1 pseudogene is annotated in these 230 nt (G+C 63.9%); it reads right to left on the reverse strand.

What is annotated here, in order from left to right:
- Positions 1-230, reverse strand: a pseudogene (locus tag R0J92_RS27400) (carbohydrate ABC transporter permease); the annotation flags it as partial.

Consider the following 230-nt stretch of genomic DNA (forward strand, 5'->3'; position numbering starts at 1 on the left):
ATCGGGGTCAGCACGTAGAGGATCTCCGAACGCAGCGTGGCGCCGTCCATGCGCGCGGCCTCCAGGATCTCGCCCGGGATCTCGCGGAAGTAGGTGAACAGCATCCAGACGATGATCGGCAGGTTGACCATGGTCAGCACGAAGACCAGGCCCGAGCGCGTATCCAGCAGGCCGAAGTCGCGGAAGATCAGGTAGATCGGGATCAGCACGCCGACCGGCGGCAGCATCTT

It is taken from the genome of Tritonibacter sp. SIMBA_163 (genome assembly GCF_046535935.1).
GTDB classification, from domain to species: domain Bacteria; phylum Pseudomonadota; class Alphaproteobacteria; order Rhodobacterales; family Rhodobacteraceae; genus Epibacterium; species Epibacterium scottomollicae.